The sequence below is a fragment of the Micromonospora sp. DT227 genome (genome assembly GCF_049841835.1).
Lineage (GTDB): Bacteria > Actinomycetota > Actinomycetes > Mycobacteriales > Micromonosporaceae > Micromonospora.
In genome coordinates, this window is sequence record NZ_JBNCLA010000001.1 from 696,867 (window position 1) to 716,335 (window position 19,469).

Here is a 19,469-nt window from a genome sequence, read left to right on the forward strand (position 1 = left end):
AGCGGGGTGAGAAGGGGCCCCTTCTCTACCGGAGGCGTTAAGCAGGGGCCCGGCCTTCAGCCGCGGGTGAGGCGGGCGCCGAGGAAGAAGATGCCGGGGGCGCCCTTCGTCTCGAAGCCCCTGCTGGGGTTGCGGCGCAGGGTCGAGCTGGTGATCGACAGGGTGCCGGTGCGGTTGTTGCTGACGAAGAAGATGGCGCCGCCGCCCTCGTTGGCGCTGTTGTCCTCGACGATCGTGCCGGCGAGCTTCACCGCGAACTCGTTGCCGTCGCAGTAGATCGCGCCGCCGCTGCCGCCGCCCGGCGTGCCGCCCCGGGCCGGGTTCGCGCCGGTGCCGACCGCCTGGTTGTCACGGAAGACGCTGTTCAGCACCGTCCAGGAGACGCCGATGCTGCTCAACGCCGCGCCGTTGGCGCACACCCCACCGGTGAACGTGCTGCCCACCACGTACACCGGCTTGTTCTCGAACTGGCTGAGCACCCGCAGCGCGGCACCGCCCAGGTCCGGCCCGGTACGGTCACAGCGGTTGTCGACGAACCGGGAGTTGACCACCTTGACCCGGCCGCCACGGACGAAGATCGCGCCGCCCCCGCCGCCCTCGGTCCGCTCGCCCGTCGAGTTGCCGTTGGCGAACGTCAGGTTCTGCACGGTGAGCTGCGGGTGGTCCTGGTTCTGGCAGTGCGAGGTGGTGTAGCCCTGCGCCGGGTCGCAGGTGTTCAGGTAGAGGATCCGTCGGCTGCCGCCGCCGCTCAGCGTGACCTTGCCGCCGCCGTCCAGCACGATGCGCGGGCCGTGCGCGTTCACCACCTTGGCGGTGGCCTTCATGGTGATGGTCACCGGTGCCGGTCCGCAGTCGAACGTGATGATGCCGCCGGCCGCCACCGCCTTCACCACCGCCGCCGAGGTGCAGCTCGCCGGCGTGCCGGTGCCGACGGTACGGGTCGGACGCGACGTGTCCACGGCCCGCGCCTCGGCCGGCACGGTGGCCCGCCCATCCGGGTTGCCGGCGCGGAACGCGACAGCGGCCGGGCCGGGGCTCGGCTTGGCGGTGCCGAGGCCGGCGCGGGCGCTCGGCGAGGCGGCCGGGGCGGCCGGGACAGCGGCGGCGGTGGCACCGGACGGTGTGCCGGCCGGGGTGCCGGTGGCGGCGGCCGGGGCGGTCCGGTCGGACGACTCGCCGCCGCACCCGGGCAGCGTGGCGGTGACCAGGGCGAGGACGAGGAGGGAGACAGCGGACTTCACGCGCACCCGCCGATGCTAGGGGGACCGGCCGCCCCGGCACGACTCCGTCGGCGATCCTTAACCCGCGGCTAAGCCGGCGGTCAGGCGTGCGAGAGGGCGAACGCGACCAGGAAGCCGAGCACCGTGATCAGGCCGACCAGCAGGTGGGCGTCCTCGAACGCCTCCGGAACCATGGTGTCGGTGATCATGGCCAGGATCGCGCCGGCGGCGAGCGCGGTGATGGTGGCCAGCACCTCCGGCGGGGCGCCGCCGAGCAGCGTGTACCCGGCCAGCGACGCGGCGCCGGAGATCAGCGCGATGGCCGCCCAGAGCCCGAACACGTAACGCCGGGACCGCCCGGCCTGCCGCATGCCGGCCGCGCTGGACAATCCCTCCGGCACGTTGCTGAGGAAGACCGCGATCACGGTGACGAAGCTGACCGGGCCGCCGGCCAGCAGGCTCGCGCCGATCACCACCGATTCCGGTACGCCGTCGAGCAGTGCGCCGACCGCGATCGCGTTACCCGAACCGGGCTGCTCCTGCTCGGAGGGCTGCTCGTCGCCGGAGCGCTTGCGGTGCCGCGCCCCGTGCCGGGCCAGCAGCACGTTCGCCCCGGTGTAGGTGAGCGCGCCGACCGCCGCGCCGATCGCCACCGGCAGCAGGCCGCCCTGCTCGTGCGCCTCCTCGATCAGCTCGAACGAGACGGCGGAGAGCAGCACGCCCGCCCCGAACGCCATCACCGACGCGGTGGCCCGGCGCGGCACCCGCGCGAAGAACCCGACGGCCGCCCCGATCAACAGGGCGGACCCGGCCAGCAGACCCCAGAATCCCGCTTGCAACCACTCCGGCACCCGCAGGACCCTACCCCCGGCCCGGCACCGGCAACCCGATCAGAAGTCGGCGAACAGGTAGGGCAGCTCACGTGGAAAGAGTCGACGCAGCTCGACGGCGGCGTCCACCGGCACCTCGCCCAGCCCGCGTACCACCACCTCGGTCGGGTCGAGCACGCCGTACGCCAGGGCGGACAGCCCGGCGGCGGTGAGCCGGGCCGCCGGCACGGTGCCCTCGGCGGCGCTGTCGGCCGGCAGCACCGCCAGCTTGCCGGTGGTGCCGTCGAGCAGGTGCCGGCCGGCGAGCCAGCGGTCGCCGACCAGCTCGACGAGCACCCGGCCCACCCCGACCGGCTGGTCGGCCAGCGCCTCCAGGCTGAGCAGCCGGGCCATCGGCGCGGAGGAGTCGGGCCGGTGCGCCCGCGTCTCGACGCGTACGTCGAAGTCGGTGAGCCACAACTCGGGCAGCTCATCGGGGCCCAGCTCGACGCTGACCCGGTTCACCTGGTCGACGTGCCGGGCGAAGAACTGGAGCAGCGACGCCCGGGCGTACGGGTCGTCGAAGAGCAGGTCGTCGGCGACCAGCGTGCCGGCGTGGTCGTCGATCCGGTAGGTCACCGCGCCGACCGTCTCGCCGTCGCGCACCACGCTGAGCAGCCAGCGGTCGTCCCGCTCGCGCAGGCCGACCGCCCGGAAGTCGGGGAAGACCGCGAAGCCGTGGCGCTCGCGCAGGCACCGGTCGGTGTAGGCGCGCCACCGCGGGTAGCCCGTCCCGATCCGTTCCCAGACCAGCTCGTCGGGCAGCTCGGCGCGCAGCAGCGGCGCCAGCTCCGCGGGGGCGAACACCGCGGTACGCCGCCGGGGCAACCCGGCGTAGCCGAAGCGCTCGTAGAACGAGGGCCGGAACGGGTACAGCGCGCTGAGCTGGTGCCCCTCGTCCCGCATCCCGTCGAGGAGCTGGTGCATCAGCGTCCGGACGTGCCCGCGCCGGCGGGCCAGCGGATGGGTGGCCACCCCGGCGACACCGGCCATCGGCAGCACCGCGCCGCGCAGGTTCTGCCGCATCGGGATCGCCGAGGCCGCGGCCGTGGCGACGCCGTCCTCCTCGACCACCAGTGTGGTGTTCCCCGCGTTGGTCGGCAGGTAGGCGCGGAACTCGTCGGTCCGGGCCGGCGTCATCGGCGACGCCTCGAACGCGTACGCCTGGAGCGGGAAGCTGGTGGTCGGGCGTTCCTCGGCGCTCAGCCGGCGAATGTGCATCCGTTCATCCCAACGTGCCCGCCCCCGGGTCGCAACCCGAATGGGTCGCCGTCAGGCCTCGGCGACGTCGGAGATGACCACCGTGACGTTGTCCGGTGCGCCGGCCTGGTGGGCCAGCTTCACCAGCTGCTCGCCGCACTGCTGCCGGTCGCCGTAGGTGGCGAGCGCGGCGGCGATGGCGGCGTCCTCCACGTAGTCCGAGAGGCCGTCGCTGCACAGCAGCAGCCGGTCGCCGGGGAAGACGGTGAGCGCCCCCACCGCAGGCGGCGCGTCCTGGCCCTGCACCGCGCGGGTGACAAGCGAGCGCTGCGGGTGGTGCCGGGCCTGGTCGCGGGAGAGCGCGCCCTGGTCGACGAGCGCCTGCACGAACGTGTCGTCGCGGGTGAGCTGGGTCAGCTCGTGGTCGCGCAGCAGATAGCAGCGGGAGTCGCCGACCTGGGCGAGGACCAGCCGGTCACCGGCCAGCAGCGCAGCGGTCAGCGTCGTGCCCATGCCGTCGCGGGCCGGGTCCACCGTGATGGCCGCCCGGATCCGCTGGTTGGCGGTGCTGACCACGGCGCGCAGCGCGTCGGCCGCCTCCTCGGCGCCGGTGGGCGGCGTCAGCTCGTCCAGGATCCGGATGACGATCTCGCTGGCCACCTCGCCGGCCGGGAGGCCGCCCATGCCGTCGGCCACCGCCACCAGGCGGTCACCGGCGAGGGCGGAGTCCTCGTTGTTGGTCCGGACGAGGCCGACGTCGTTGAGGATGGCCGAGCGGAGGATGAGCGTCATGGGGACAAGCTTGCCAAGAAGACCCGCTCCGCGTCTCTACGCGCTGCCGGGTCGATGGAAAGAAATGTCACCGACTTGCATCCCGGGTATCCGTCAACCGTCCTTCCCGGATGGACGCGGATAGCGCAACAGCAGGCTGGCCCGGACCTGCTCCTCGCCCACCGCGGCGTAACTGTGCGGCACGTCGGAGGTCCAGCGCAGATACTCTCCGGGGCCGCCGGTGAGCGGGGCGTGCTCCGGGCCGGCCCGGAGCACGCCGGAGAAGACGGTCACGTGTTCGGTGACGCCGGTCTGGTGGGCGGGGGAGAGCTGCGCCGGCCCCGGGCTGACCCGCATCCGGTACAGCTCGTACGTCGCGTCGCGGTCGTGGAACACCTCCAGCAGCGTCGCGCCCACGGCGGCCCCGCGTACGGTCGGCGTCTGCTCGGGGGCGGACAGCACGGCGGTCAGCGGCACCCCGAGCTGCGCGGTGATCGCGTACAGCGTCTCCAGGGTGGGGTTGCGGACGCCGTTCTCCAGGCCGGAGAGCGTGGCCTTGCCGACGCCGGCCAGCCGCGCGAGTTCGGAGAGGGAGAGCCCCCGTTCCATCCGGAGGGCGCGGATCCGCGGGCCGACGTCCATGGGGCTATGGTGCTACATCATGTCGTTCCGTAAACGGAACACCGGAGGGGGAAGCGTGGCCGGTCGACTCCAACCCGTCCTGGCCGGCGTGGTGACCGCCCTGGTCGGCTTCGCCAGCTCGTTCACCGTCGTGCTGGCCGGGCTGCGCGCGGTCGGCGCCGACCCGGCCCAGGCCGCCTCCGGCCTGCTCACGCTCTGCGTGGCCAGCGGCGCCTGCGCGGTCTGGCTCGGTCTGCGGCACCGGCTGCCGCTCGCCATCGCCTGGTCCACGCCGGGCGCGGCGCTGCTGGTCGCCACCGGGCCGGTCCCCGGCGGCTGGCCCGCCGCCGTGGGCGCCTTCCTGCTCACCGGTCTGCTGATCATCGCCGCCGGGCTGATCCCCGCGCTCGGCCGCGCGGTCGCGGCGATCCCCGCCCCGGTCGCCTCCGCCATGCTCGCCGGGGTGCTGCTGCCGCTCTGCACCGCGCCGGTACGCGCCCTGGTGGAGGTGCCCCGGCTGGCCGGGCCGGTGGTGCTCGTCTGGCTGCTGCTGCACCGGTTCGCGCGCCGCTGGGCGGTGCCCGGCGCGCTCGCGGTGGCCGTGGTGGCGATCGCGCTGACCACCTCCGGCCCGGCCCGGCTGGACGTCGCCCCGGTCGTCGCGCTGACCGTGCCGACCTGGACGCTGCCCGCCGTCGTCGGGCTCGCGCTGCCGCTCTTCCTGGTCACCATGGCCGCGCAGAACGTGCCCGGCACCGCCGTGCTCGCCGGCTACGGCTACCGGGCGCCGCTGGGCTCCGCGCTACGGGTCACCGGGCTCGCCACCACGCTCGGCGCGTCGGCCGGCGGCCACGCGGTGAACCTGGCCGCGATCACCGCCGCGCTCGCCGCCGGCCCGGACGCCCACCCCGACCCGGACCGGCGCTGGATCGCCTCGGTCACCGCCGGGATCGGCATGGCGTTGCTCGGCCTCGGCGCTGGCGTGGCGACCGCCCTGGTGCTGCTCTCCCCGCCGGTGCTGGTCGAGGCGGTGGCCGGGCTCGCGCTGCTCGCCGCGCTGGCCGGCGCGGTGTCGGCGGCGGTCGCCCAGCCGGACACCCGGGAGGCCGCCGTGGTCACGCTGGTGGTCACCGCGTCCGGGGTCAGCCTGCTCGGCATCGGCGGCGCGTTCTGGGGCCTGGTCGCCGGCTGCCTGATGCTCCTGCTCTTCCGCCGCCCGCCCGCTGCCCCGCCGGCCGATCCCGACGGACGTCCCGAAGTCGGCCCCGATCTGGCGGTGTCACATCGGCCGGGCTGACCATCTGGCCGGCTCGCGCCACAAGGGCTTGGCCGCGTCCTGGCTCACGGTCGCGTCCTGGCTCCCGGCCGCGTCCTGGCGCTGGGCTCGTCGACCGCCGGTCACGGGTCCTGCTTCCCGACGTGCTGAAGTGTGCCCGAAGCGCCTACGAACTTGATGGCGTGAACGGTTCACCGGTCGTGAGCCATCTACGCCATCAAGTTTGTAGCAGCCACGAGCAGGTGTCCGGGCCGTGCGGAACGGGCTCGGATGAGCCGACCCGCGCCGCCGCATCGCGGCCACCCCGACACCGACCGCGCACTGGTCCGTGACCTTGCGGCACCTCGCGAAGGCTGGCGGCACCTCGCAAAGGGAGACGTCGGCGCCTATGCGGTGTCACTCCTCGGCGGGCAGTTCCGCGGCCGGGACGGTGAGTCGGACCGCGCCGTCGGCCACGGCCGCGATCCGGTCGGCCAGCACGTAGACCGCGCCGGTGTCGGCCAGCTCGGTGGAGACCTTGAGGTAGCCCTCGCGCAGCAACCGCGCGGCCAGGTCGGCGGGCACGTCCGGCTCGTCGACGGCGGCCGACTCGATCAGCTCGTCGAGGCTGCTGCCCGGGTCGACCGGGGCGGGCGCCTCCACGGTCACCGCGGCGGGGTCGCCGCGCTGGACGAGATCCACGGTGCCCACCTCGACGCCGGTGGAGTCGACCACCCGCATGCCGGTGGTGACCCGGGAGACGGTGTCCTGCTGCTGGCTCATGCCGAAGCGGTTCCCGGGGCGCGCGGGCGCTAAACGGAGGGGGCCCAGCCGCCCGGCGGGCGGGGGGACAGCTCGCGCCAGGTGTCCGGCCCGTCGAGCAGCGCGCGGACTGTCTCCTCGGCCTCCTCGACACTGGTGTGCTCGTAGAAGCGGGAGACGCCCTCGGCGCCACCGGCGCGCTGCTCCACGTGCCAGCGGTCGCCGTCCACCCGGAGGAAGACGTCCCGCCGGGCGAGCCGGCCCCATTTCCCGTTCCACCAGTGCCTACGCTGCTCCATGCCGGGACTCTATCGAACATGTGTTCGATTCGGGTCGGCCCCCGCGGAATCTCCGCGGGGGCCGGTGGGCTATGGCGTCAGCGCGGGGCCGGCGGCTCCTGCCGGCGGCCGAGCACGTCGTCCAGCGCGCCGCGCTGGGCGGGCGTGCCGTGGTTGCCGGCGAGCAGCGCGTCCCGGATCTCGGTGAGCAGCTTCACCTCTTCGCTGGGCGCGGAGGGCGGCGGCTCCTCGCCGCGCTTGCGCCGCTCGGCGAGCCGGTTCATCGGGTAGACGACCAGGAAGTACAGGGCCGCCGCGGTGAGCATGAACGTGATCAACGCGTTGATGAACGCCACCCAGTCGAACGGGATGCCCCGGAAGCTCGGGGTCGAGCCGGTGAGCCCGTTCTTGTTGCCGGTGATCAACACGATGAACACGCGAACCAGTGGTTCCAGGAACGACTTGGTCAGCTGCGTGACCACGCCGGTGAACGCGGCACCGATGACGACGCCGACCGCGAGGTCGACGACGTTGCCACGCATGATGAAGTCTTTGAAGCCCTTGAGCATTCGCTCTCCCGTGCTGTCCGAATCTGCGTCCGGCACAACCTATGCCTCGGCCGGCCCCTCAAGAAACGCACCGGCCTCGATCGCTGCCCGCGTCGGGTCGCCGGCCCGGATCGCCGCCACCAGTCGACCGTGGTCGACGTACCGCTCGGCGGTCAGCGTCGGCCCCATGGCCTGCGCGACGGTGCGGCGCAGCGCGGCGCCGACGGAGGCGTACAGCTCGGCGAGCATGGCGTTGTGCGCGGCGGCCACCACCACCGTGTGCAGCGCGGCGTCCGCCTCCACGAACTCGTCCACCCGACCGGAGCGCCACGCGGCCTCCCGGGCGGCGAGCGCGGCGTCGAGCGCCGCCAGGTCCTCGGGGGTACGCCGCAGCGCGGCGAGCCGGGCGGCCTCCACCTCGAACGCGCGCCGGACCTCGACCACCTCGGTCATCCGGTCGTCGGTGAGCCGGCGGGCCACCACCGGGGCCAGCTCGTCGGTCGACACCACGTAGGTGCCGGAGCCCTGCCGGCACTCCAGCACACCGGCGTGCACCAGGGCGCGGACCGCCTCGCGGACCGTGTTCCGCCCCACGCCGAGCGCGGCCACGAGCTGCGGCTCGGTGGGGATGCGGGCGCCCACCGGCCACTCGCCGCCCAGGATGCGCGCCCGGAGCTGCTCGATCGTCCGGTGGACCCGGTGGCCGCGCGGCGGCACGACGACGGAATCCACGGCGGGTGTCACCGGTTACACCTGCTGCCGAAATTCATCCCATGATTGTAGGTTCGAGGTCATGACGCCGCCACCCCCGCCCACCGCGACCGCGCCCACCGCCGACGTCACCCCCGGGCCGGCGCCGGCGGCCGCCCCGGACCCGCCGGCGGTCTCCCCGGCGCGCGGCGGACTCCTGGTGCTGGTCGGGATGCTGCTTGTCGCGTTGAACCTGCGGGCGGCGGTGACCAGCCTCGGCGCGCTGCTCGACGAGATCCGCGTCGGGCTGGGCCTCTCCGGCACCATGGCCGGCCTGGTCACCACGCTGCCCACCATCGCGTTCGCCGGGCTCGGCGCGCTCACCCCGTGGCTGGTCCGCCGCTGGGCGGCGCCCCGGGTGCTGGTGCTGGCCATGATCGCGCTCACCGCCGGGCAGGTGCTGCGCGCGGTCACCGGCTCGGCGGCCGTCTTCGTGCTCACCAGCGCGCTCGCACTGGCCGGCATCGCGGTGGCGAACATCCTGCTGCCGATGCTTGTCAAACAGCACTTCCCGCACCGCACCGGGCTGGTCACCGGGGCGTACACGATGGCGCTGACGGTGGGCACGACGGTGGCCGCCGCCTCCGCGGTGCCGGTGGCCCACGCCTTCGGCTCCTGGCGGGCCGGGCTCGGCGTCTGGGCCGGGCTGGCCGCGCTGGCCGTGATCCCGTGGGTGCCGCTGGCGCTGCGGGCGCGCGCCGCGCGCCGGGCCGCCGACCGGGCCGCGACCCCGGCGGTCGTCGCCGCCCCGGCGCGGGTACGGCCCGGCCGGACCCGGCTCGGCTGGGCCATGGCGGTCTACTTCGGGGCGCAGTCGCTCAGCGGGTACGCGATCATGGGCTGGCTGGCCCAGCTCTTCCGGGACGCCGGCTACCGGCCCGAGGCGGCCGGCCTGCTGCTCGCCGGCGTGACCGCGCTCGGCGTGCCGGTGGCGCTGACGATGCCGGCGCTGGCCGGCCGGCTGGCCACCCTGCGTCCGCTGGTGCTGTCGCTGACCGCCTTCTCCACCGCCGCGTACGTCGGACTGGCGCTCGCCCCGCGCGGCCTGGCGCCGCTCTGGGTGCTGCTGCTCGCACTCGGCCAGGGCGCGTTCCCGCTCATCCTGACCACGATCGGGTTGCGGGCCCGGACCGCCGAGGGCACCGTGGCGCTCTCCGCCTTCGCGCAGAGCACCGGGTACGTGATCGCCGCGCTCGGCCCGCTGCTGGTCGGCATCCTCTACGAGGCGACCGGCGGCTGGACCGCCCCGCTCGGCTTCCTGCTGGTGGCACTCGCCGTGCAGACGACCGCGGGCATGGTGATCGCTCGTCCCCGCTACATCGAGGACGAGCGCTGAGCGGAGTCGGTCAGGAGGAGGCCGGGGTGGGTTCGCCCGCGACGGCCTCGTCCACCGTCGGGTACGTGTGCAGCACCTCGACCAGACCGCTGACCTCGAGGATGCGCAGCACGCCGCGCTGCGGGGCGGCCAACCGGACCACGCCGCCGGCCTCGTCGCAGCTGTTCTTGGCGCGGACGAACACCGACAGCCCGGTCGAGTCGCAGAACGACACCTCGGCCAGGTCGAACACGAGGCGGCTGCGCCCCTTGTCGAGCAGGTCGGTGATCTGATCCTGGAGCTGCGGTGCGGTGGCCATGTCCAGCTCGCCCGCGACCGACACCACGACCACGTCGCCGCGCTGTTCCGTGTGCACCGTCAGGGACATTCGTCGACCTCCTGTGTTCGGGGGAACGGTATCCCACAATGACCGCGCCGCGCAGAACGGGAGCCGGCACAGGTGCTGTCGATCATTTCTTTGTCCCGTGGCAAGTAGTGCGGCAACCCCCGGTGATAGAGTCCGCCCGTCCAGATCTGGGAGGTCAACGTGGCATTGGGCGCAGAGCAGGGCGGTCGGCTCGCCGAACTGCTGAGTCAGCACGAGGACCGGTTGACCAACCGCTGGATCGAGATCGTCGCCGGCTCGTTGCGCGGCCGGCTCAGCCGGGCGGAGCTGGCCCGCCAGGTGCAGGAGCTGCACCGCGCGGTGGCCGACGCCGGCCGGCAGGGCATCGGCGACCTGGCCGACGAGCACGGTGGGGAGCTGCGGGCGGTGCTCGCCGAGATCTCCACCAACCGGGCCCGCCAGGGATTCAGCGCCACCGAGACCGCGATCAGCGTGTTCGCGATCAAGGACGTCCTGCTGGAGCTGATGGAGCAGGAGCGGGGCGAGGGCACGCTCCGCGACTTCGTCGCGTTCTCCTCGCTGATCGACCAGATGGGGCTGTTCACCTTCGAGACGTTCGTCCGGGCCCGGGAGAGCCTGATCGCCGACCAGGCGGAGCAGTTGCTGGAGCTCTCCACCCCGGTGGTCAAGCTCTGGGAGGGCGTGGTCGCCGTCCCGCTGGTCGGCACGCTCGACTCGGCCCGTGCCCAGGTGGTGATGGAGCGGCTGCTCCAGACGCTCGTCGACACGGGTTCGCCGTACGCGATCATCGACATCACCGGCGTGCCGGCGGTGGACACCCAGGTCGCCCAGCACATCCTCAAGACGGTGGTGGCCGCCCGACTGATGGGCGCCGACTGCATCATCTCCGGCATCCGCCCGCAGATCGCCCAGACGATCGTCGCGCTCGGCATCGAGTTCGGCGACATCGCCACCAAGGCGAGCCTGGCCGACGCGCTCCGTCACGTGCTGCGCCTGACCGGGGTCGAGACCGCCCGCCGCGCCCGCCGGGAGTCGTGATGGAGCGGGTGCCGATCCTCAAGATCGGCGACATCCTGCTGGTCTCCATCCAGGTCGACATGTCCGACCAGACGGCGATCCAGCTCCAGGAGGACCTGGCCGAGCGGATCGTCGCCACCGGCTGCCACGGCGTCATCATCGACATCACGGCGCTGGACATCGTCGACTCCTTCGTCGGCCGGATGCTCTCCACCATCGCGTCCATCTCGAAGGTGCTGGACGCCGAGACGGTGGTGGTCGGGATGCGTCCCGCCGTCGCCATCACGCTGGTCGAGCTGGGGCTGTCGCTCAACGGCATCCGGACCGCGCTGAACGTCGAGCGCGGCATGGAGCTGATCGCGGCGAGTCGCGCCGACGACTGGGACGCGGTGCTCGTCGACGACGAGGACACCGAGACGACGGCGACGCCATGACCACGGGCGTCGACCTGGGGGTGCCGGCGACGCAGGCGATCCGTAGCGACGAGGACGTGGTGCGGGTCCGGCAGTTGGTACGGACCACCGCGGTCGCGGTCCGGCTCTCCCTGGTCGACCAGACCAAGCTGGTCACCGCCGCCAGCGAGCTGGCCCGCAACACGCTGATCTACGGCGGCGGGGGCAGCGCCGAGGTGACCACGGTCTCCGACGGCCGCCGGCGCGGCGTCCGGATCGTCTTCGCCGACCAGGGCCCGGGCATTCCCGACCTCGACCTGGCCCTCACCGACGGCTACACCACCGGCGGCGGGCTGGGCCTCGGCCTCAGCGGCGCCCGTCGGCTCGTCGACGACTTCGACATCCGGACCGCCGTCGGCGAGGGCACGGAGATCACCATCACCAAGTGGTCGCGATGAGCACCGACGTGGTCCCCGACCACGGCGTGTGGTTCCGGGTCGACAACGGCGCGACGGCCGGCGGCGTACGCCGGGTGGCCGAGCGGCTCGGGGGGCAGCTCGGGCTCAGCAGGGAGCGCATCGCGGATCTGGCCATCGTCACCGCCGAGATCACCAGCAACCTGGTCAAGCACGCCCGCGAGGGTGCCCTGCTGCTCCGTCCGGCGCGTCGGGACGGGCGGGCCGGGGTGGAACTGGTGGCCATCGACTCGGGTCCGGGCATGGCCGATCTCACGGTCTCCTCGGCCGACGGGCACTCCACGGTCGGCACGCTCGGCATCGGCCTCGGCGCGATCGCCCGGCAGTCGAGCCGGTTCGACGCCTACTCGCGACCCGGCCGGGGCACGGTCCAGACCGCCCAGATCTGGGACGGTCCGCCACCGGCGCCGGACTGGGCCGGCGGGTTGGCCCGGCCGATCACCGGCGAGCAGGACAGCGGCGACGGGTACGCGGTCCGGCTGGTCGAGGGCCGGCGGCAGGTGCTGGTCTGCGACGGGTTGGGGCACGGCCCGCTGGCCGCCGCCGCCACCGGCGCCGCGGTCGCCGCGTTCCGTTCGGCCCCGGCCGGCCCGCCGGACACCGTGGTGCGGCACCTGCACGCCGCCATCTCGCACACCCGTGGCGCGGCGCTCGCGGTGGCCGAGCCCGACGCCGGGACCGGGCAACTGCACTACGCCGGCCTGGGCAACATCGCCGCCATGATCGTGGCCACCGGCGAGCGGCGGCGCGGCCTGGTGTCGCTGCCGGGCATCGCCGGGCACCAGCGCCCCACGGTTCGTGGGTACGACTACCCGTTCCCGCCCGGCGCGACGCTGGTGATGCACAGCGACGGCGTGGTGGACCGCTGGGACCTGGACGACTACCCCGGGCTGGTCGCCCGCCCGCCGCTGCTGGCCGCCGCCGCGTTGCTCCGCGACGCCGGGATCCGCCGTGACGACGCCTGCGTCCTGGTCGCCCGGGTGGCCCCATGACCGAACCGCTCCTGCACCTGGCGCTCCGGGTCGAGCAGGACATCTTCCTGGTCCGGCAGCGGGGCCGGGAGGTGGCCGCGGCGATCGGGCTGGAGCACCAGGACCAGGTCCGGATCGCCACCGCGCTCAGCGAGGTGGCGCGGGAGCTGCTGCACGGGGTGGCTGGCGCCGACGTCACGTTCGCCGTCGACCGGGCCGGCCCGGCCGGTCGGGCGGAGCTGCGGGTGGACCTGTCTCCGGTCCGTCCGTTCCCCGGCGGCCGGTACGAGCCGCGGTCCGGCGCGGTCGCTCGTCTCGTGGACTCGTTGCGGGTGATGTCGGTCGAGGGCGTTACCGTCGTGAGGATGTCCCGACGAGTACCGGACCACGCCGAGGAGCTGACGCCGGAACGCGCCGACCAGCTCCGCGCCGAGCTGGCGGAGCGCGCTCCGGGTTCCGCGCTGGACGAGTTGGCCGCACAGAACGCGCAGCTCATCGCCGCGCTCGACGAGGTGCGCTCGCAGCGGGACGAGCTGGCGGTGCTCAACGCCGAGCTCCAGGAGACCAACCAGGGCGTGATGGCGCTCTACAACCAGCTCACCGAGGAGCTGGAGGAGACCAACCGTGGCGTGGTGGCGCTCTACGCCGAGCTGGACGAGAAGTCCGCCCAGTTGCGGGCCGCCAGCGAGTCGAAGAGCCGGTTCCTGGCCAACGTCAGTCACGAGCTGCGTGCCCCGGTCACCGCGATCATCGGTCTGGGGCGGCTGCTGGCCGACTCCGCCTCCGATCCGTTGACCGGCGAGCAGGCCCGCCAGGTGGGGCTGATCCGGTCCTCCGCGGGTGACCTGCTGGCGCTGGTGAACGAGTTGCTCGATCTGGCGAAGGCCGAGTCGGGCCGGATCGAGCCGGACTGGTCCGAGGTCGACCTGCGGGCCGTGTTCGGGCAGCTCCGCGGCACGCTGCGGGCGTTGGCCACCCGACCCGAGGTGGAGCTGGTGGTGGAGGAGCCGCCGGCCCCGGCGACGGTCCGCTCGGACGAGGTGCTGCTCGCCCAGGTGCTGCGCAACCTGTTGCACAACGGCCTGAAGTTCACCGAGCGGGGCGAGGTGCGGCTGCGCGCCGAGCGTCGGGACGAGGTGTGGTCGCTCTCGGTGACCGACACCGGCGTCGGCATCCCGCCCGAGTTGCACGAACGGATCTTCGAGGAGTTCTACCAGGTGCCGGGCACGACCCGGGTCGGCGGCACCGGCCTCGGCCTGCCGTACGCCCGGCGGCTGGTCGCCCTGCTCGGCGGCACGTTGAAGCTGACCAGCGAAGCGGGCCGGGGCAGCACGTTCACCGTGGTCCTACCCGTGGGCGGAGCGTGACGGTGGAGGGCGGGCCGGCGACGGTGCTGGTGGTCGACGACAGCGGCCCGAAGCGTTACCTGCTGGTGAACTGGCTCACCCGGGCCGGGTTCGTGACCGTGGAGGCCGAGAACGGCACGGCGGCGCTGGAGCGGGTGGCCCGGGAGCCGGTCGACCTGGTCGTGCTCGACGTGCGACTGCCGGACATGAGCGGCTTCGAGGTCTGCGAGCGGATCAAGGAGGCGCATCCGTCGGTGCCGGTCATCCACGTCTCCGCGCACGCGGTGGACGTGGTCGACCGGGCGCAGGGGCTCACCCGGGGCGCGGACGCGTACCTGGCCGAGCCGATCGAGCCGGAGGAACTGGTCGCCACCGCGCACGCGGTGCTGCGCTACTACCAGGCCCGGCGGCGGGCCGAGCAGCTCGCCGAGAGGTTGGCCGCGCTGGCCGACGCCACGGTGGAGATGCACGCGTCGTCGAACTTCGTCCGGCTGCTGGAGGCCGCCGCGTCCGGCGCCGCGCGGATCTTCCGGTCGCCGGCGGCGGTGGTCGCCGAGACGTTCGACGGGGACTGCCTGGCGGGCGTGGCCGCCGACCCGCACACGCCGGCCGGGATCGTGCCGTGGGTGGTGGACGACACCGGCGTGCCGATCGGCACCCGGGTGTGGGTGGACCAGCCGGGCAACTGGCCGTTGACCGACTGGCCGGAGGGGGACACGGTGACCGTGGCCGCCTCGCGGCTGCGGGAGGACCGGGCCCCGCTCTACGTGGTGGTGCCGACGTCCACCCAGACCGTGCAGACGCCGGTGCTGGTGCAGCTCGCCCAGGCGGTGGCGTCGGCGGTGGAGGCGCAGCGTTCCTTCGACGAGGAGCATCGGATCGCGGTGACGCTCCAGCGCAGCCTGCTGCCGCGACGGCTGCCCGAGGTGGCCGGCCTGGACCTGGCCGTCCGCTACGAGCCGGCGAGCGCCCAGACCGAGGTGGGCGGGGACTTCTACGAGCTGGTGATGCTCGACGGGCACCTGCTGGTGGCGATCGGCGACGTTGCCGGGCACTCGCTGCACGCCGCCACCGTGATGGCCGAGCTGCGGCACGCGGTCCGGGCGTACGCGGTCGAGGGGCACCAGCCGGGCATGATCCTGGACCGGGTCAACGAGCTGATGCGGACGCTGCTGCCGAACGAGCTGGCCACCATCTGCGTGCTGCTGCTCCACCCGGGCACCGGGCTGATCCGGATGGCCAGCGCCGGGCACCTGCCGCCGCTGCTGAGCCGGGACGGGCGGGTCGAGTTCGTCTCGCAGTCCGCGGCGTTGCTCGGCGTGCGCGCGCCCCGCCCGCCCGACCTGGAGTTCGTGCTGCCGGCCGGCGCCACGCTCGTCCTCTACACCGACGGGCTGATCGAGCGTCGGGACGCCACCATCGACGACGGGATGGCCGCGCTCGGCGTGGTGGCCACCCGGGTGGACGACGACCTCGACCAGTTCTGCCGGCGGCTGCTGATCGAGCTGGCGCCGCCGGAGATCCACGACGATGTCGCGGTGGTGGCGGTCCGCCGCCGCTGACTTCCGGTCGACCACTCACCGTAGTTGTCCGCAGTGGTTACTGACGGTGTCCGTCGGCTCGGGCGGTGGGTGAAGGCTTCCGCCGCCTTTGCTCTGCAGCCACCGGCGCAGCACGGTCTTGAGCAGGGTCTTCGGGTCGAGCGGTGCTGCGGCGGCCGGGCGGCGTCATCACCTTACGTGCGCGATGCGTCCCTGGCTGCAGAGCAAAGGCGGTCCGGCCTCACCTCGACGGCGCCGACCGCGGTTACGCAACGCAATGCATCGGGTTCGATCGAACCGATGCGCCCGCCGGCCGCGGTTCGGGTGTCGCATTTCTTCAAGACCGCCCCCATACCCTGGGTCCTATGAGTACGAAGACTAGTGAGCTGCTGGCCCTCGCCGAGCCGGGCACGGTGGCGGTGGTGCGGGGCATCTCCGACGACCACCTCGACCGACCCACGCCGTGCCGTGACTACACGGTGCGTGACCTGCTCAACCACCTGTTCGACGTGGTGGTCAACTTCGAGGCGCTGGCCCGGCGCGAGGAGGTCGACTGGTCGGTCCGGACCGACCACCTGACCAGCGGTTGGCGGGACCGGTTCCCGAAGGAGGCGACGCGGCTGGTCGAGACGTGGTCGGACCCGGCCGTGCTGGAGGGCGTCTCGGCGGGCATGGGCGTGCCCCAGAAGACGATCGGGTCGATGGCCCTGATCGATCTCACCGTGCACGGCTGGGACCTGGCCCGTGCCACCGACCAGGAGTTCACCGTGGACCCGTCGGTGGTGGCGGCCCTGCACGAGTTCCTGGACGAGCGGGGCGACATGGGTCAGCGGATGGGCGTGTTCGCCGCGCCGGTGCCGACCGACGCGGCCCCGGGCACGGTGGACGCACTGCTGGGCCGGACCGGGCGCGACCCGGCCTGGAGCCGCTGAACCGACCGGCCCGCGTCGGCCCGGGCCGACGCGGGCCGCTCTTGACACCGCTATTCGCTCAGCGAATAGTGATGCCGTGTCCACTCAGCACGTTCTGCTCGGGCTGCTCGCCGCCGGGCCACGCCACGGCTACGAGCTGAAGCGCGCCCACGACGAGCGGCTGCCCCGGGCCCGGCCGCTGGCCTTCGGCCAGGTCTACGCCACGCTGGCCCGGCTGCACCGGGACGGCCTGGTGGCGCCGGCCGGCCAGGACCGGGAGGGCGGCCCGGACCGCACCGCCTACGCGCTCACCGACGACGGACGGGCCACGCTCGACCGGTGGCTGGCCACCGTCGAGCCACCGATGCCGTACGTGGCCAGCACGCTCTTCGCCAAGGTGGTGGTCGCGTTGCTGGTGGCCGACGCCGACCAGGCCCGCGCCTACCTGATCGCCCAGCGCCGGGCGCACACCGCACGGCTGCGCGAGCTGACCGCCGTCAAGACCACCCCCGGTGCCCACCTCGACGAGGTGGTCGCCGCCGACTTCGCCATCGCCCACCTCGACGCGGACCTGCGGTGGCTGCACACCACCCTGGACCGGGTCGCCGACTGGCACCGGGAGGTGCACTCGTGACGTTCCTGGAAGCGCGCGGCGTGGTCCGGGCGTACGGCCCGACACCGGCGCTGCGCGGCGTGACGCTCGACGTGGCCGAGGGCGAGATCCTCGCGGTGACCGGTCCGAGCGGCTGCGGCAAGTCCACGCTGCTGCACTGCCTGGCCGGCATCCTGCGCCCCGACGCGGGCCAGGTGACCTGGCGGGGAGAGCGGATCGACACGTGGTCGGAGTCGGCCCGCTCCCGGCTGCGCCGCACCGAGTTCGGGGTGCTGTTCCAGTTCGGTCAGCTCGTCGCCGAGCTGACCGCGGCGGAGAACGTCGCGCTTCCGCTGCTTCTCGCCGGCACGGGACGACGGGCGGCGCGGACGGCGGCGCTCACCTGGCTGGAACGGCTCGGCGTGGCCGAGGTCGCCGACGTCCGGCCCGGCGAGATGTCCGGCGGGCAGCAGCAGCGCTGCGCGCTGTCCCGGGCGCTGGTCACCGAGCCGCGGGTGCTCTTCGCCGACGAGCCCACCGGCGCGCTCGACACGCTCGCCGGCGAGCAGGTGCTCACCCAGTTGGTCCGGCTGGCCCGGGAGCAACGCACCACGGTCGTGCTGATCACGCACGAGCCGCGGATCGCCGGGTACGCCGACCGGGAGGTCAGCCTGCGCGACGGCATGGTCGACCACAGCGGGCTGGGTCTCGATCCGGCGTTGCCGGGCGGCACGCGGTGAGGCCGGGCACGCTGCTGCGACTCACCCTGGCCGGCACCCGCACGGACGGTGCGCGGGTGGCACTGACCGCGTTGAGCGCCGCGCTGGCGACGCTGGCCGGGCTGGCCGCGCTGACCGTGCTGACGGTGGCGAAACCGCCCGGTCACGACTGGACGGAGTCCGCGCAGTACACCAACGCGCTGCTGCGCGAGCCCGGCCTGCGCCCCGGCGTCGCGTTCGCGTTGCTGCTGCTCTGCGTGCCGGTGCTCGGGCTGGCCGGGCAGTGCGCCCGCCTCGGCGCGCCCGGGCGCGACCGGCGGCTGGCCGCGCTCCGGCTGGCCGGGGCGACCCCGGGCCAGGTCACCGGGCTCGCGGTCGCCGAGACCGGGGTGGCGAGCCTGCTCGGCACCGGCACCGGCCTGGCCGTGTTCGAGGTCGGCCGTCGGCTGCTGCACCGGCCGGCCGCCGACGGGCGGCTGCCGCTTCCCACCGACGTGCACCCGGGCCCGGTTGTGGTGGCCGCCGTGGTGCTCGGCCTGCCGCTGGTCGCCGCGTTGGCCAGCGCGTTGCTGCTGCGCCGCGTCACCACCACCCCGTTCGGCGTGGTGCGCCGGGTCCGCACGAAGGCGCCGTGGCCGTGGCCGGGCCTGCTCATCCTGGTCGCGTTGGCGTCGTTCGCCGCGATCCGGCCGATCGGGCTGTGGTACGAGCGACGCGACCAGGCGCCGCCCGACTCGGTGGTGCCGCTGCTGCTGACGCTCGGCGGGCTGACCGCCATGATCGGCGTGGTGTCGGGCACCGGCTGGATCTCGTACACCACCGGGCGGCTGCTGCACCGCCACGGGCGCGGTCCGGCCGCGCTGCTCGCCGCGCGTCGGCTCATCGCCGACCCGTGGGCCGGCAGCCGCACGTTCGCCGCGCTGCTGGCCGCGCTGATCTTCGGGGCCGGGGTCGCCGGTGTACGGGCCGACTTCCAGGCCGAGGCGGAACTGGCCCGTCGCACCGGCGGCGGCCTGTCCGACCCGGACTTCTACCTCGGCGCGATGGACCTGGCCGACCTGGCCGTCGCGGTGGCCATGGCGATCGCCGCGGGCGGGCTGCTGGTGGCCGTGGTCGAGGGCATCACCAGCCGACGGCGGGCGTACGCGGCCCAGGTGGCCACCGGCGTGCCCCGGCCCACCATCGGCCGTGCGCTGCTCTGGGCGGCGCTCGCCCCGGCGGTGCCGGCGATCGGGCTCGCGCTGGCCGTCGGCTACCTGCTGGTCGCCGGCCTGATGCCGGCACCCAGTGGCGGCGGCTTCGTGCAGCAGGTCTGCGCCGCCGACACAGCGGGGTGCGGCACGAACGGCGGCGAGCCGCGTACCGAATGGGTGCCGAAGGTGACGGTCACGCCGGACGTGCCGTGGGAGCAGCTCGCCTGGTTCGCGGCGGGTGGGCTGGCGGCGGTGCTGGTCACGGTCGTGGCCGGCCTGCTCTTCCTGCGCGCCGCCACGTCCGTGGAGGAGCTGCGCGCCACCTGAGCCGGCCGGCCCCCCGACGCCGCCGGGG

Annotated in this window: 22 protein-coding genes; 12 read left to right on the forward strand and 10 right to left on the reverse strand. The window is 74.0% G+C overall.

Going from position 1 to position 19,469, the window contains the following annotated elements; translation table 11 throughout:
* Nucleotides 1-56: 56 nt before the first annotated feature.
* The 5 genes from ACLQ2W_RS03460 to ACLQ2W_RS03480 form a co-directional block, all read right to left on the reverse strand.
* Entirely contained in the window at nucleotides 57-1,247 is a 1,191-nt protein-coding gene (locus tag ACLQ2W_RS03460) for a hypothetical protein (protein ID WP_425785186.1), read from the reverse strand.
* 74 nt (nucleotides 1,248-1,321) lie between these two features.
* On the reverse strand, nucleotides 1,322-2,071 hold the full coding sequence (locus tag ACLQ2W_RS03465; RefSeq protein ID WP_425785187.1) for a ZIP family metal transporter: 750 nt from the start codon (nucleotides 2,069-2,071) through the stop codon (nucleotides 1,322-1,324).
* Nucleotides 2,072-2,110: 39 nt separating this feature from the next.
* Nucleotides 2,111-3,310 (reverse strand): GNAT family N-acetyltransferase, encoded by a 1,200-nt coding sequence (locus tag ACLQ2W_RS03470; protein WP_425785188.1) that lies wholly within the window; start codon nucleotides 3,308-3,310, stop codon nucleotides 2,111-2,113.
* A 51-nt stretch (nucleotides 3,311-3,361) separates the two neighbouring features.
* A complete protein-coding gene (locus ACLQ2W_RS03475) occupies nucleotides 3,362-4,081 on the reverse strand; it encodes a PP2C family protein-serine/threonine phosphatase (protein ID WP_107154591.1) in 720 nt (239 codons plus the stop codon).
* 93 nt (nucleotides 4,082-4,174) lie between these two features.
* Nucleotides 4,175-4,702 (reverse strand): helix-turn-helix domain-containing protein, encoded by a 528-nt coding sequence (locus tag ACLQ2W_RS03480; RefSeq protein WP_425785189.1) that lies wholly within the window; start codon nucleotides 4,700-4,702, stop codon nucleotides 4,175-4,177.
* Between the two features lie 55 nt (nucleotides 4,703-4,757).
* Here ACLQ2W_RS03480 and ACLQ2W_RS03485 point away from each other — a divergent pair, with 55 nt between their 5' ends.
* A complete protein-coding gene (locus ACLQ2W_RS03485; RefSeq protein WP_425785190.1) occupies nucleotides 4,758-5,978 on the forward strand; it encodes a benzoate/H(+) symporter BenE family transporter in 1,221 nt (406 codons plus the stop codon).
* 375 nt (nucleotides 5,979-6,353) lie between these two features.
* On the opposite strand, the gene ACLQ2W_RS03490 is transcribed toward ACLQ2W_RS03485, so the two are convergent.
* From ACLQ2W_RS03490 to ACLQ2W_RS03505, 4 genes are all read right to left on the reverse strand, one after another.
* Nucleotides 6,354-6,719: a hypothetical protein gene (locus ACLQ2W_RS03490; RefSeq protein WP_107154594.1), complete on the reverse strand. Its 366-nt coding sequence runs from the start codon at nucleotides 6,717-6,719 to the stop codon at nucleotides 6,354-6,356.
* 29 nt (nucleotides 6,720-6,748) lie between these two features.
* A complete protein-coding gene (locus tag ACLQ2W_RS03495) occupies nucleotides 6,749-6,997 on the reverse strand; it encodes a hypothetical protein (protein ID WP_107154595.1) in 249 nt (82 codons plus the stop codon).
* Nucleotides 6,998-7,074: 77 nt separating this feature from the next.
* Nucleotides 7,075-7,545, reverse strand: a complete 471-nt coding sequence (mscL, locus tag ACLQ2W_RS03500; RefSeq protein WP_405091996.1) for a large conductance mechanosensitive channel protein MscL — start codon at nucleotides 7,543-7,545, stop codon at nucleotides 7,075-7,077.
* 39 nt (nucleotides 7,546-7,584) lie between these two features.
* Complete coding sequence (locus ACLQ2W_RS03505; protein ID WP_425785191.1) at nucleotides 7,585-8,268, reverse strand: FadR/GntR family transcriptional regulator; 684 nt, start codon at nucleotides 8,266-8,268, stop codon at nucleotides 7,585-7,587.
* A gap of 49 nt (nucleotides 8,269-8,317) precedes the next feature.
* Here ACLQ2W_RS03505 and ACLQ2W_RS03510 point away from each other — a divergent pair, with 49 nt between their 5' ends.
* A complete protein-coding gene (locus tag ACLQ2W_RS03510; RefSeq protein ID WP_425785192.1) occupies nucleotides 8,318-9,610 on the forward strand; it encodes an MFS transporter in 1,293 nt (430 codons plus the stop codon).
* Nucleotides 9,611-9,620: 10 nt separating this feature from the next.
* Here the strand turns inward: ACLQ2W_RS03510 and ACLQ2W_RS03515 are convergent, their stop codons facing one another.
* Nucleotides 9,621-9,977, reverse strand: a complete 357-nt coding sequence (locus ACLQ2W_RS03515) for an STAS domain-containing protein (protein ID WP_053652127.1) — start codon at nucleotides 9,975-9,977, stop codon at nucleotides 9,621-9,623.
* A gap of 159 nt (nucleotides 9,978-10,136) precedes the next feature.
* Here ACLQ2W_RS03515 and ACLQ2W_RS03520 point away from each other — a divergent pair, with 159 nt between their 5' ends.
* The 10 genes from ACLQ2W_RS03520 to ACLQ2W_RS03565 all read left to right on the forward strand — a co-directional run bounded on the left by ACLQ2W_RS03520 (nucleotide 10,137) and on the right by ACLQ2W_RS03565 (nucleotide 19,441).
* Nucleotides 10,137-10,994: an STAS domain-containing protein gene (locus tag ACLQ2W_RS03520; RefSeq protein WP_425785193.1), complete on the forward strand. Its 858-nt coding sequence runs from the start codon at nucleotides 10,137-10,139 to the stop codon at nucleotides 10,992-10,994.
* Nucleotides 10,994-11,407: an STAS domain-containing protein gene (locus ACLQ2W_RS03525; protein WP_405092000.1), complete on the forward strand. Its 414-nt coding sequence runs from the start codon at nucleotides 10,994-10,996 to the stop codon at nucleotides 11,405-11,407. The genes ACLQ2W_RS03520 and ACLQ2W_RS03525 overlap by 1 nt, the downstream gene beginning before the upstream one ends.
* Nucleotides 11,404-11,823, forward strand: coding sequence for an ATP-binding protein (locus tag ACLQ2W_RS03530; RefSeq protein ID WP_107154601.1), 420 nt, complete (start codon nucleotides 11,404-11,406; stop codon nucleotides 11,821-11,823). The genes ACLQ2W_RS03525 and ACLQ2W_RS03530 overlap by 4 nt, the downstream gene beginning before the upstream one ends.
* Nucleotides 11,820-12,833 carry a SpoIIE family protein phosphatase gene (locus tag ACLQ2W_RS03535; protein WP_425785194.1) on the forward strand — a complete coding sequence of 338 codons (1,014 nt, stop codon included), beginning with the start codon at nucleotides 11,820-11,822 and terminating at the stop codon, nucleotides 12,831-12,833. The genes ACLQ2W_RS03530 and ACLQ2W_RS03535 overlap by 4 nt, the downstream gene beginning before the upstream one ends.
* Nucleotides 12,830-14,179 (forward strand): sensor histidine kinase, encoded by a 1,350-nt coding sequence (locus ACLQ2W_RS03540; protein WP_405092002.1) that lies wholly within the window; start codon nucleotides 12,830-12,832, stop codon nucleotides 14,177-14,179. Before ACLQ2W_RS03535 ends, ACLQ2W_RS03540 begins: the two co-directional genes overlap by 4 nt.
* Before the next feature lie 2 nt (nucleotides 14,180-14,181).
* On the forward strand, nucleotides 14,182-15,720 hold the full coding sequence (locus tag ACLQ2W_RS03545) for a SpoIIE family protein phosphatase (protein ID WP_425785195.1): 1,539 nt from the start codon (nucleotides 14,182-14,184) through the stop codon (nucleotides 15,718-15,720).
* A gap of 344 nt (nucleotides 15,721-16,064) precedes the next feature.
* Entirely contained in the window at nucleotides 16,065-16,631 is a 567-nt protein-coding gene (locus ACLQ2W_RS03550) for a TIGR03086 family metal-binding protein (protein ID WP_425785196.1), read from the forward strand.
* Between the two features lie 76 nt (nucleotides 16,632-16,707).
* On the forward strand, nucleotides 16,708-17,244 hold the full coding sequence (locus tag ACLQ2W_RS03555) for a PadR family transcriptional regulator (RefSeq protein ID WP_425785197.1): 537 nt from the start codon (nucleotides 16,708-16,710) through the stop codon (nucleotides 17,242-17,244).
* Nucleotides 17,241-17,942: an ABC transporter ATP-binding protein gene (locus ACLQ2W_RS03560; RefSeq protein WP_405092005.1), complete on the forward strand. Its 702-nt coding sequence runs from the start codon at nucleotides 17,241-17,243 to the stop codon at nucleotides 17,940-17,942. Before ACLQ2W_RS03555 ends, ACLQ2W_RS03560 begins: the two co-directional genes overlap by 4 nt.
* On the forward strand, nucleotides 17,939-19,441 hold the full coding sequence (locus tag ACLQ2W_RS03565) for an FtsX-like permease family protein (protein ID WP_425785198.1): 1,503 nt from the start codon (nucleotides 17,939-17,941) through the stop codon (nucleotides 19,439-19,441). Before ACLQ2W_RS03560 ends, ACLQ2W_RS03565 begins: the two co-directional genes overlap by 4 nt.
* Nucleotides 19,442-19,469: the final 28 nt, after the last annotated feature.

Excerpts from the sequence above, each read along its gene's own strand:
- ACLQ2W_RS03510 (WP_425785192.1), top strand. The coding sequence starts at position 8,318 with ATGACGCCGCCACCCCCGCCCACCGCGACCGCGCCCACCGCCGACGTC.
- ACLQ2W_RS03530 (WP_107154601.1), top strand. The coding sequence starts at position 11,404 with ATGACCACGGGCGTCGACCTGGGGGTGCCGGCGACGCAGGCGATCCGT.
- mscL (WP_405091996.1), bottom strand. The coding sequence starts at position 7,545 with ATGCTCAAGGGCTTCAAAGACTTCATCATGCGTGGCAACGTCGTCGAC.
- ACLQ2W_RS03550 (WP_425785196.1), top strand. The coding sequence starts at position 16,065 with ATGAGTACGAAGACTAGTGAGCTGCTGGCCCTCGCCGAGCCGGGCACG.
- ACLQ2W_RS03540 (WP_405092002.1), top strand. The coding sequence starts at position 12,830 with ATGACCGAACCGCTCCTGCACCTGGCGCTCCGGGTCGAGCAGGACATC.
- ACLQ2W_RS03490 (WP_107154594.1), bottom strand. The coding sequence starts at position 6,719 with ATGAGCCAGCAGCAGGACACCGTCTCCCGGGTCACCACCGGCATGCGG.
- ACLQ2W_RS03475 (WP_107154591.1), bottom strand. The coding sequence starts at position 4,081 with ATGACGCTCATCCTCCGCTCGGCCATCCTCAACGACGTCGGCCTCGTC.
- ACLQ2W_RS03480 (WP_425785189.1), bottom strand. The coding sequence starts at position 4,702 with ATGGACGTCGGCCCGCGGATCCGCGCCCTCCGGATGGAACGGGGGCTC.
- ACLQ2W_RS03470 (WP_425785188.1), bottom strand. The coding sequence starts at position 3,310 with ATGCACATTCGCCGGCTGAGCGCCGAGGAACGCCCGACCACCAGCTTC.
- ACLQ2W_RS03515 (WP_053652127.1), bottom strand. The coding sequence starts at position 9,977 with ATGTCCCTGACGGTGCACACGGAACAGCGCGGCGACGTGGTCGTGGTG.
- ACLQ2W_RS03525 (WP_405092000.1), top strand. The coding sequence starts at position 10,994 with ATGGAGCGGGTGCCGATCCTCAAGATCGGCGACATCCTGCTGGTCTCC.
- ACLQ2W_RS03495 (WP_107154595.1), bottom strand. The coding sequence starts at position 6,997 with ATGGAGCAGCGTAGGCACTGGTGGAACGGGAAATGGGGCCGGCTCGCC.
- ACLQ2W_RS03535 (WP_425785194.1), top strand. The coding sequence starts at position 11,820 with ATGAGCACCGACGTGGTCCCCGACCACGGCGTGTGGTTCCGGGTCGAC.